This window comes from Moorena sp. SIO3H5, assembly GCF_010692395.1.
Taxonomy (GTDB): Bacteria; Cyanobacteriota; Cyanobacteriia; order Cyanobacteriales; family Coleofasciculaceae; genus Moorena.
On sequence record NZ_JAAHHS010000029.1, the window covers coordinates 15163 to 27178 of the forward strand.

Sequence of the window (12016 nt, forward strand, 5' to 3'; positions counted from 1 at the left end):
TATTCCTTTAGGGTTTAACGAGATTATACCAGGCAACTAGACAACAAAATACTCACTAAAGCTAGCATCGCCTAAGGCTACTTTTAGAGTAAACTCTTCTTGGCGTTCACCAAGAAATCCATGGCTGATAATAGTATCATTAATTCCAGCAGATACTTCCGAAAATATTTCTCCTGAGTCATCAATCACCATCAGCTTGAGACCAAGGGGTAGATGATCAATGTCTCGAGCATTCACTTGTATCTCTATATCACTCTCTTGCTGTGATTCTTGAGTGACAGTAACTACTAAATCCATGGGATAACTAACCAGGTTTGTCTCCAAAGTGATGGATTTAGCTGCTGTAACTCTAGGTCTCCTTAAACGAAAAGCTGGCTGGGGTGCTGAAGGATATTTTTGGGTTTTAACCCTTTGCCAACCTTTGTCACAAATCTGGTTAAACCATTGGCTCAAGTTTACACATTGGCTGAGGGTTTCGATATGTTCCAGGAAATCTTCCAGAGACCCTAACTCAGATAGAGGTAACTCCTGAGTGCTGGCGGTTTTACTAAATCCTAGTAAGGTTGCTTCTGTAAGAGATTCGTTTAGTTGTACAGCTATATAACCAATCCGATTGTTCCAGACAATAGGGGGAATCTTAATAACTTGGGATTGAGGTAGCACAGGTAGACACTCTAGTTTACCGAGATTATTGAGATATAAATCTGCTATATCTCCCAGAGTTGGTATTACTGGAGTCAAGCTAGAACTCTTGGACAAATCTGTATCAATTCCCATACACTGACAGTAAAAATTCATAGCATAGACAGCCAAGGTATTGAGATAAACTTGTTTGCCTTGATCAGGATTAGATTGCTGCCTCCGGAACTTTTCTGCCAAGCGATGGGCTGAAGGGGTTAGGGCAACTTTGAAGGTTAACTTTTCTTCTGTATTGTTCATAGTATTGTTGATATAGCAAAGGGAGCAGGGAACAGGGAACAGGGAATAGGGAATAGGGAGCAGGGAGTAAGGAGCAGGGAGCAGGGAGCAGGGAGCAACTAAGAGTAGTAACAAAAATATTTAATCAAAATAGTCTTTTAACTGATTAGAAAATTTATTTAAACAACGGTTGTGAAATCCACTCAAAGTCTTCAGGGAAATTCCTAAATTAGATTCTAAATCTTTCCAAGAATATCCTTCAATGCGTTTAAGGGCCAAAAATTTAAAATTGGCTTCAGGATGATTAGTGACGTAGGTTTCTTGAAAAATACCATCAGGGTCGGATTCTATCCAGGCGATGAGTTCACTTGACAAAAGAGGATTGTTGTGATGGTATTTTAGCTGATCCAACTCATCGATAGACACTCGTTTGATAGAAGAATCTTCTGGAAAAATAGCTAGAGTTCCTAAAATCGAGTTAATAGCATCAGGAAAACGTTTTCTGATCAGAAAGTTAACCCATTGTAAGACTTCACCTTTCTTGGGGTCATACTTATCAATATTTTGGCAGAGGTAAAGAAAGACTCGATTACAAGCTTCATCATAAATTTCTTCATAAAACCCGATAAATTTACCACGATGGGGACGACATAGCTGACCGGATTCCCGAATTGCTTTGACCAATTTGGTTAAGGCTATCTGTCGCATCCTTGTCTTAGGAGGATACTGTTGGGCTTTTGTAGCTAGCTGTCTGAGTTTCTCGTCTTGCTGTTGATTCCACACTTGAGTTTTACTAGGTATCTATAGGAAACAGGGAAAAGTCGGACAGAGCTCCGAGGATTTGTTGATATTATGATCAAATGGGATTTGATTTGATCAGCTATTTAGTTTTCTGTTCATCAGCTAAAGGCCTTGGCCTATGGCCACGCTACGCGAACAGCCATCAGCAGTCAATGGGCCAGGCATGAGATAACGGATGTAACGGATGGGAGTATCATCCTTGATTCTTTATCCTTGATCCTTCGATATAGTTCTCTGGCTTAAGCTTAGGGTTTTCTGCCAAATCCCGTTAATTGTTACAAAAGTTAATATTGCCCTGTATTGATGCGTTCGCGTAGCTACCTGTAGGGTGGGCAAGGTTTTGCCCACCCTACCCATGGATTATGTGCGTAAGTTTTGCCCACCCTACCCATGGATTATGTGCGTAAGTCCTGATTTTGTAAAAACCTAGTGTAAATTAAAGCTCCGATGGTTAATGGCGAATCACAATAAACCATACTCCGTAATTCTGCGAGATCTCATACATTAGGCAAACCCAATTGCAAACATTGCTTTGCCACCATGTATATATAAGTTCTCAAATAACGACATCACAAACTGGCCAAGGAAATAATGTTTAAGGCTTCCAGGATTTTGATGTCGTTATTTTATGTCCGTCTTTTTTTAGACTATCAAAGAATCGGCCTGAATCCTTTGTAATCTATCGCTTCCCGCCACCTTGAGCTACATCTCGCTCAGGGTAAAAGGGGAGAGTGGCAAGAGAGGAAGGAGGGGGAATAAATTTGGGTGTAGTTAATCCCAATGTTAACCCCTATCCGAACATTCCCGAAGGCAAAAACAAAAAGCTAAAAAGCATATATAAAAATCAAAATTACCAATTTAAAATTACCAATTTATAATCCCCAATTTATAATTAATAATTTCCAATTTTATTTTAATTATTGGATATTGCTACCAATCTAAACCATCGTCAACCCTATAGCTTTAAAGCTTTTAATTCTATGTTTACGTCAACTCTCGCCAAAGTCGGAGCAGTTTTTGCCACTGCTTCTGCTGTGATGCTAGGTTACACTTCCAATGCACAGGCTGAAATGTTGTTTGACCGAGGACTACCCACAGAAAATCTCAATACTATTTCTGAAGCAAACCGCAGTAATGTCCGTTGGGCTACAGATTCCGAAAACCTGGGCTTCTATGGTGATGATTTCACTATCGGCAATGTCGGAGACACTTTTGTTATCGATACTATCCGCACTTGGATGGTACCTGGTATTACGGGTATTGGTGACCCAGACAACTTGGGAGATTGGTTTGAGAGCTTTACTCTGTTAACAGGTCTTGCCGCTGAGGATGATATCTCTCCTTTCGCCAGTGTAACGTTAGACTTTAACAGTAACGTTACCAGCAACCCAGATGTTACCATCACCCAAGTCCCTTATCCAGATGCTGCTGAGTCGATATACGATAACTTTGGTGATTTCGTCAATATTTGGCAAGTGGATTTTAACAATCTCAACTGGACTATCGAAGGCGGTACAACCTATAACTTCGGAGTGCGGGGTGTTGGTCGTGAGATCCCTGATCAGGGTCTTTTCTATCCCTGGTTTAACCATGCTTCCAACGCAGCATTGAGTGCTTCGCCCCAGGATGGTGCTGACAATCGTTTCTTGCAGTTTGATGCCTCAGGTAACTTCGTTGATACCGTCGATAGCAATGGTAACGGATGGGACAAGTCTTCGGATATTAATGTGCAGATTTTTGGCGAAGCGACTCCTAAGACTTCTGTACCGGAACCAGCTTCTGTATTAGCTTTACTGGTGTTTATTACGTTTTTGAGCGCAGGTTCACCAAAGAAGCAAGAGAAATCAAAGTAACCATTCAGCCTTATGGGATCAGCTAACCTTAAAATAAATCCCCTACCGAGGTGAGAGGTAGGGGAGCAAGGTATTGTCTTGAACGCAGACTGAGAGCTAGTAACTTGTGTCTAGAGCTTGTGTGTCTAGTTACTTGTGTTTGAACAAAAACAGACTAAGCAATACTTTAATTACAATACTGTTTGCTCTGTTTGTGTCGCCAAAATGGCTCCAATTAAAAAAAAAGGGAGCTTTGGAGTAGGGAAGTCGGAAGTGGAAAAAAATCCTGTGTACCTGATTACGATGAGCACCGCTATAACCAGTGGGGATGAAAACCGATGCGATCGCTAGCCAACGCCCTTCGGGCTAATCGCATAAGCGCGGAAGCTGAGGCCTTTGGCCACGCTGCGCGAACGCTTCATCGCTAGCCAACGCCCTTCGGGCTAATCGCATAAGCGCGGAAGCGTTTCGGCAAAGCCCGAATCGCATCCCCAAATCCCAATCATACTGAAGCAGTACCCGAAACCCCCAAGCCAGAAGCAAATCAGCCCCCTGTAGAGCCGAGCGCATTATTTTGCTTGATACGGCAGAGATGAATGGTGCAGATTGATTTTCAGATCACCGTTTTCATCGCGAACATAACCAAAAGAGTATTCTACCTTGATCTCGCTACCGTCTGTTTTGGTGAAAAAATACTCACCCATCGACATGGCTGTATCGCAGTCGGTAATAATTCCTTCATTCTCAAAGCGCACTTTATTATAGGGCGCAAGAGCAAAACCTTTATCTTCGCTGATGCTGCCGCCGACAAAATAAGACAAAGCCTCTTTCTCCGTGCCTCTGAACGGATCATCGCTGGCCAGTGTTGGTTTGAACAAAACCGTACTAATATCATAAGCATAAAGTCTGTCAAGAGTACTTTGTGCTTCTGCTTGTGGGCTTTCTGCCTTACCAATGGCGACAATGGCTTTGCCCCAGCTTTCCTGTGCAGCTAGAACATCGTTTGTTGTGACAGGATTTTCGCATGGCGCAGCCTGTGCACTTGGCGTACCACCAACGTTCGTGCAACCAGTCATTGTGGTTACTGTGGATAGGATTAAAAGTGCAGAGAAATATGGTTTCATGGTGATCTTTTTATTTTATAAGACTAGGCGTAAATGTCAGTACAGGACAAAAGTTGCGAAGAGAGCAGCTTGGGCGTAGCGCAATCGGTGATGCGCGAATAAAATAAGCTGTTAGCGCAGCGTGAGCTGTTAGCTCACGGCTGTTCCCTTAGCTTGCTTGACGGCCAACGGCTGACGGCACCTCAAGTAGCGTCAGCTTTTGGCTGACGGCTTAATGCCGACGTTACAGATTTCGAGATCAAGCTGCTGAATCCGGATTCAGCTGTTTTAGCGATCTCAACCCCGTAGCAATACCAAAAATACTCTACCACCATTCCCCTCACATAATCCCAAATAATTGGGGTAAGTCGCTGATTTGAAATCTCCTCGACTTGAAACGTTGAGGATTTTGGGCTGATGGTGTGCAACCCTTGGCTAATCGCTGTTAGTTGACGAAATTTCAGATTACCACAGCAACCTATGTATTTTACATTACATTTACAATTCTTTACATTTAGGCGAAAATTGATATAATGAAACAGATTGTGTACATGTGATCTACATCAGGAGCAATATCTATAGGGAAATCAAAAGCTGTTTAGGCTTGAGCCAAAACTGTTCCGTGATCATAAGCTCTGGGAATTCTATTAGAAAGTCCTAGACAGATTGATCTGAGTTTTCTAAATCCGGAACCAACAGCTCAACTGTTGAAGTCAAGCATAGGCAAAACGCTTACCGTCCAAGCTTAAAGTCAGGATATCAGTCCTGAATTCATAGCGGGGAACAGTTTCAGCTTGACTAGCTCAGCTGAGATATTCAACCTTGCCTGGCTATAGAAAACAACCTATCCACCAAAAGCAAAGCATCTACTGAGTTTTTCGGTATTGAGTAATTCTTACTACTGAACACTCAATCTATACTCACTATACTCACTACTCAATACTCCTCCAACGGATCGGTTTCGGGAGGGGTTTAGACTCGCTTTCTTGAAATTGTTACGGATATCCCTACGGAGTATACCTTATGAATATTACCATTATTGGTTGCGGTTATGTTGGCACAGCTCTAGCAAATTTCTGGCATCACCACCAGGGTCACCAGGTGACAGCTACCACTACTACCCAAGAACGGGTAGCAAAGCTGAAGGAAGTCGCCTCACAGGTAGTGGTGATGAAAGGGGATGATGCCCAAGGGATGCAGTCGGCGCTTATGGATCAGGACACTATTGTGCTGAGTATTGCTCCGATCAGTAATCGGCAAGTTGATGCCAACCTCTACGAAGCGACCTACATCCCCACCGCCAGTAATTTGGTAGCAGCTTTAGCAGATCATCCCACCGTGAAGCAGGTAATTTACCTAAGTAGTTGCGCCGTCTACGGTAACCAAGAAGGGGCATGGGTAGATGAAAATTCTCCTATCGTTCCAGCCAACGACCATGGTCGGGTTTTGTCTTTGACGGAACATATTCTATTAGGAGCAAGCAGTGAAAATTGCAACGTCTGTATCCTGCGCCTTGGAGGGATTTATGGTCCCGGTCGTGAGTTAAGCAAGCGCTTTGAGCGACTGGCTGGCACGACGCTTCCTGGCAGTGGCGATAACTTTATTAATTGGATTCACCGAGACGACATTGTTCAGGCTGTGGAGTTTGCCCGACGAAATCGTTCCCAAGGTATCTACAACTTAGTTAATGACGTCAAACTCACGACGCGGGAGCTGACTGATCAAATATGCGATCGCTACAATTTTCCCAAAGTGTTATGGGATTCCTCACAACCTAACTTCCGAACCAATAACGCCCGTGTCCATAATGAGAAGTTGAAAGTTGCTGGTTATGAGTTAATTCATGCCGAAACCTTGATTTAAGCAATGCCTAAGAATGTGAACTAAAATCTAGAAGCTGAGTGCGGTGAGGCGCACGACCGAATAGATCATAAAAATCAAGATCTCCCCATCTCCCCGCGCCTCCCACACCTCCCACACTTCCCTGTCTTTCCCGATTCCCGATTCCCTACTCCCGATTCCCGACTCCCTACTCCCGATTCAACACTTCTGGTAAAATCCCATCACACAATTTGCGATCGCTTTCACTCAAGGTCGGATTATGCTTCAAATAGTCACTGATCCAATAGCACCCCTTCACCAATAAATCCTTTAAATCAGAGGTTAAATCAGAGGTAGTGCTATGACTCCCCCTGGTAACTATTCGCTGCCCAGGTTTTACACCTACGACTGTACTGTCATTAATCGGTCCGCCAAAGGTTTTGATTTCTGTACCATCGATATTCCAGATTTTAGCAGTACCATCTTCACTGACCGATACCAAAGTTTCACCATCAGCCAGGAAACAAGCATTGCACACAGGAGCAAGATGTCCTTTTAGGGTTTTGAATTCCTTACCATCACGAGTCCAAAGCTTTACCGTCCTATCAGCACTAACGGAAGCAATAATTTGACTGTCAGGACTAAAAACAACACCTCTAACTCCTGCAAGATGTCCTTGTAAGGTAGTGATCAGTTTACCATCCAAGCTCCATAGTTTCACTGTTTTATCAGCACTAGCGGAAGCCATAATTTCACCATCCCCACTGAATCTCAAACAGACAATTTTTAGACTATGGGCTGGAATAGTATCGATTAAGCTACCATCGAGATGCCAACGTTTAATGGTTTTATCTTCCCCAGCGGAAACCAGCATCTGACCATCCTGACTGAATCTAATGGTAAGGATTTTAGCAATATGGCCGTTGAGAGTATTGAGAAGTACTCCTTTATCCTGTCCATACTTATGATCAATTCCCCACAGCTTAATGATTCTGTCATTACCCGCAGAGGCCAGGATTTTACCATCAGGACTAAAACTTAGACTCCTGATACTCCGACCATGGGCTGGAAAGGTTTGCAGTAACGCTCCATTAAGATGCCAAATTTTAATGATGCCATCCACACTAGCAGTGGCCAATAGTTTGGCTTTAGGACTAAAACTGACACTCCTGACACTAGCTTGATGTCCTGAAAATGTTCTGAGTAATGTGCCGTCTAGACTCCATAGTTTCACTGTTTTATCTTCACTAGCGGAAGCATACTGCTTACCGGTAGAATTAAAACAAAAGCCGATAAGTTTACCAGTATGGCTTTGCTGAGTATTCAGTCCAATGCCTTTGAGACTCCAAAGTCTGATAGTTTTATCTACACTAGCAGAAGCCAGTAACCGTCCATCGGGGCTGAAACTTACCCCACACACAGACCCTTTGTGTCCTCGTAAGGTCTTGAGCTTAATTCCATCAAGGTTATAAAGTCGAATTCGATTATCTTTACTGGCTAGTGCTAATAGTTGACCATCGGGACTAAATCTAACCCGATAGACTGGCAAGCCATAATTATCGATGGAGTTGAGTTCTTTGCCATCGATATTCCAGAGTTTAGCGGTACCGTCCCAACTCCCGGAAGCCAGCATTCGACCATCTGGACTAAAGCAGACACTCAAGACACCCATAGCATGACGATTGAAAATTTTCGGCCAACTACTGTCTAAATTCCAGAGTTTGATAGTGCCATCTTCACTAGCGATCGCAAGGGATTTACCATCAGGACTAAAACTAATCCCAAAGTTAGCAGGACCAAACCTGGTCAGGGTTTTAATCCGAGTACCATTAGGATGCCAGAGCTGGATGGTGCCATCCTTACTAGCAGCAGCAATGGTGTGACCATCGGGACTAAAACTAATGTTGAAAACTTGGTTTTTATGACCTCTGAGAGTTTTCAGTAACTTGCCATCCCGTTGCCAGAGTTTGATGGTGCCATCAGCACTGGCAGAGGCAAACATCTCACCATTGGGACTAAAGTTAATGCTAAACACTTGCTCGTTGTGACCCCGACAGCTTGCCAAGGCTTTCCCATCAATTCCCCAAATCTTGATCGTGCCATCTTCACTAGCAGAAGTAATTAGTTTACCATCAGGACTTAAACAAACACCAAATACTCCCGCATCATGTCCTTCCAAACGATTGCACTCTTGCAAGTTATTGATAATTTCCTGAAGCTGATTCACTTGTTGCTGTTTAATCTCACGAGTAACCTCTGTGGTGAGTAATCGTTTACCAGCTTTTACACTAGCGATCAATGCTCCTAACTGGTCGTGGGAAGACAGTAGAGCTTGAGATAGAGAACTCAAGGCTTTAATTTCTGCAATTTCTGCTCGTCTTCGTTCCTCTTGTTCTTGATGGAGTGCTTGCTTTAGCTCTTCTTTGGTCAGTTTTAACTCCGCTAAGATTTGAGGCTCTTGTCCTTGGCGAATAAATGATACTAAATAATCATGAACTAACTGATAACGATCAGCAGGGTATTCTGGCACTTCAAAGACTAACCCAGAACCCACTAACACTTCTAATACTAAATCTAGTTGCTCCTCTTCTAAGTCCAAATCTTCTGCTAATTCAGCCTTAGTCTTTAGGGGCCGCATCCCGTTTTCGTCGGTAAGTAAATACAAAACAAGTTTAGTGATTCGTTCGTTCTCTTCACCACAGTCTTTAATCGCTGTTTCTAGGTATCGTTCAACCAGTTTTTCCTTAGGACCTTTGGCTATGTAATCTGCTAAGGTGGTAATTTTTTCGGCTTGGAGCTGAGCTCCTACCACTTGCAACTCAATGGGGAGCACCTCATTGGTATCTCCTGCTAAATCCTTAACTAAAGCATCGGTTAGGGTTGGCTCGAGAGAAAATGCCGTGTGTGCAGTTAAGCTTTGAATAACTGATTGAGCTTCCTTTGGGGAAAAGTTACCGAGATAGTAAAGAATCGTTTTATTTAAAATATTGTTGTTAATGACATCTAAGTTAATTAGACGGTTACACTCTAATAAATAATGAAGGTCATCTTCTCGAAGGGATAAAATAATTTTAACATAGGGAATATTCAAACAGCTCTTCATGAACTCATAAAAAACCATTCGTTGTTTTCTGTCTTTGGCAGCGAAGAAAAATTCTTCAAATTGGTCAAAGACTAAAACCACTAGGATATTGTCTTCTGTTATTTTCCATAATGTATTGAGAATTGCAGCTGTTGTTCCTAGAGTATTACCCTGATACTTAATCAGGTGTTTTTCGGCCAGAGACTTGGCTAATGCTTTCCCAAATTCGGGAATCCAATCGGTATAAACTTGCTGGAAAACCGTTAACACCTCACGGGAGGCAATCGTTTTTTGTTTCAAGATGGGAATTAACCCAGCTTGGACAAGGGAACTTTTACCTACTCCTGATTGACCATAAATTACGGTGAGTTTATGGTCACTACGGCTCATACGTTGCATTAAGCCGTTGAGATCCCCTTGTCTACCAGAGGCCGCAATGGCTGGGGTCACAGAATTGTGGTAGTCTAGATTCGGTAATGCTGGGTTAGTTACCTGTTGTTTAGGCTGCAATCGACCAGCACCAATAAAGGCTCGAAAATTGTACTGCTGCTCAATGGAGCGTCTTTGTTGTTTAACCCGAAAAGCAGTCAAATAGTTACCTTGTTGCCAGTAGCACTGGCGCAGTTCTTCTAAAATCCGAATGTAAAGGTCTGGATCATACTGGGGTTTGGTTCTGGCTTTGGCTGTTTCCAGAGTTGTCAGACTGTCTTGGATTTTATCTTGGTGCTGTTGCTGTTGCGATCTCGCAGCCCCACCAAGCGATCGCGCTGCCCCACGATGCGATCGCGCTAGAGACAATAAATACCAACCTTGGTGAAATGAGCGCTCCCAATCACAATCGGTATCGAGTGAGCATGAGGTTGGTGTACAGAATTCACACAATGCCTGTTCTAAGATTAACAGAGCCTGTTGGGCTAACTGTTGCGCGTTAGTCCAATCAGATTTCCATAAGGCGACTTCTGCTAAAAAGCCATAGGCTCGCGCTAGTCTAAACGGATTACCATAGGTTTGATGGAGAGTCAAGGCTGTGTTAGCAACTGCTTCCAAGTCATCCCAGTGTCCCAGTCGTTGCAGTACCTCTGCCCAAGGATTAATAAACTTGGCAACTAAGTCCGGTCGCTCAGCCTGTTCAAAGACTTTAATACATTGCTGATAATACTCTGCGGCATGACCACAAGCGACTTGATGTTCAGCCCGATGTCTCTCAGCATAGGTACGCCACCATAGTCCTAAATAGTACAGTAAGCATCCAACCCGCTCTGATGAGGAGGTGAATGTTTGGGGTTTTTCGTCGGTTTCTCTGGCCTCTGGCTTAATCTGCTGCCATTGGGCTAAACTACGCTGATAATGTTCCAGAGACTCTTGTGATGACCCATCAGCGGCACGACCCAAGACAAATTCTAAGCTAGCTTCTAACGGTGGGTCTAATCTGACCTTACGATGGTTTAGCTCATTCTGGGCTGACTTTAACTCCGTGCGGCGAGTCGAACCAATGCCCAAATTCAGGTCATCATTGTCTAGAAATCTGCCAGCACCAGAGTTTAATACTTTGCCATAGACCTGATTGACGGTTTGCTCGATAAAATCAATTAACTCATCCGTTGCCATCTCAAAGCCAATGGGAGTAGCAGCCCAACTGGTGAAATCTGGTGCTACTCGCCTCAGCTTGTGCTGGACCTGATCGGTTACCCATAACACCAGGGGGAAGGGGAAGGTTTTGCGAAATTCATCCCGTGCATTATTGGTAGAAACCAATAGCCGATCAAGATCCCTGACTAATTCCAAATTGTGAACAATCAGGGCATCGGGTAGTAGTGACGTCAGTTCCGCTTGAACATTGCTATAGAGGTTTGTAGCCGATGAGGCCAAAGCCCTGGAGTGAAACTTAATCTGGTAGCGTTCTGTCAGTTGTTGTGTTAATCGCTGCCGCAATGATTGATAATTACAACGGGCTAAAATCAGAGAAAACTGTCCCTTAGAAAATGCGATCGCCCGTGCTAGCATTCTTAATGATTCATTGTTATTGCCATTGAAATCTTTGGGTTGGAGGGTCATATTTATTCCAACTTTTGTGGTTCTGCCAAAATCGGATTTACGCCCTGACCATCCCCTCTGCTGACCTTGGTAGCCATGGAGCGCGTTCATGGGGGGGTTTCTACCATCAGTGACTAGTGCTAACCCTTTGGGTTCCCTCCCTTGGGCAACGGTTACGGTTTCCAAGGGTAGCGCGTTCCCGTAGCGTGGCCTAAAGGCCAGTGTATTAAGACAAGGGTTTGATAGGGAGCTTCACCTTTTACTCGTCTTTGCTGCAACACCTGAAACAGTCATTCCCATTAATCATCGGTAACGGCTGGCATCAGAATTTTCCGTTGCTTTCTTATTACCTTTTCCAAACAACTACCTATAGGAAGTTTGTCTATTATACCACGTTTTTTTGGTTGAACGCGAACCCGTGGCCT

7 protein-coding genes are annotated in these 12016 nt (G+C 43.6%); 3 read left to right on the forward strand and 4 right to left on the reverse strand.

Going from position 1 to position 12016, the window contains the following annotated elements:
• Positions 1-36 precede the first annotated feature (36 nt).
• Together F6K52_RS05230 and F6K52_RS05235 are read right to left on the reverse strand one after the other, a co-directional pair.
• On the reverse strand, positions 37-1053 hold the full coding sequence (locus tag F6K52_RS05230) for a DUF1822 family protein (RefSeq protein WP_293075030.1): 1017 nt from the start codon (positions 1051-1053) through the stop codon (positions 37-39).
• A gap of 6 nt (positions 1054-1059) precedes the next feature.
• Complete coding sequence (locus F6K52_RS05235; protein ID WP_293075033.1) at positions 1060-1701, reverse strand: sigma-70 family RNA polymerase sigma factor; 642 nt, start codon at positions 1699-1701, stop codon at positions 1060-1062.
• Between the two features lie 998 nt (positions 1702-2699).
• On the opposite strand from F6K52_RS05235, the gene F6K52_RS05240 reads away from it, so the two are divergent.
• The gene (locus F6K52_RS05240) at positions 2700-3572 is read left to right on the forward strand and encodes a hypothetical protein (RefSeq protein WP_293075036.1); all 873 of its coding nucleotides are present in this window, start codon (positions 2700-2702) and stop codon (positions 3570-3572) included.
• 204 nt (positions 3573-3776) lie between these two features.
• Positions 3777-3902 (forward strand): hypothetical protein, encoded by a 126-nt coding sequence (locus F6K52_RS05245; protein ID WP_293075039.1) that lies wholly within the window; start codon positions 3777-3779, stop codon positions 3900-3902.
• 218 nt (positions 3903-4120) lie between these two features.
• Here F6K52_RS05245 and F6K52_RS05250 read toward each other — a convergent pair whose 3' ends face one another.
• Positions 4121-4675: a hypothetical protein gene (locus tag F6K52_RS05250; protein ID WP_293075042.1), complete on the reverse strand. Its 555-nt coding sequence runs from the start codon at positions 4673-4675 to the stop codon at positions 4121-4123.
• A gap of 1002 nt (positions 4676-5677) precedes the next feature.
• Here F6K52_RS05250 and F6K52_RS05255 point away from each other — a divergent pair.
• Positions 5678-6517, forward strand: coding sequence for an SDR family oxidoreductase (locus F6K52_RS05255; protein WP_293075044.1), 840 nt, complete (start codon positions 5678-5680; stop codon positions 6515-6517).
• 166 nt (positions 6518-6683) lie between these two features.
• Here F6K52_RS05255 and F6K52_RS05260 read toward each other — a convergent pair whose 3' ends face one another.
• Positions 6684-11777 carry a hypothetical protein gene (locus F6K52_RS05260; protein WP_293075048.1) on the reverse strand — a complete coding sequence of 1698 codons (5094 nt, stop codon included), beginning with the start codon at positions 11775-11777 and terminating at the stop codon, positions 6684-6686.
• Positions 11778-12016 lie beyond the last annotated feature (239 nt).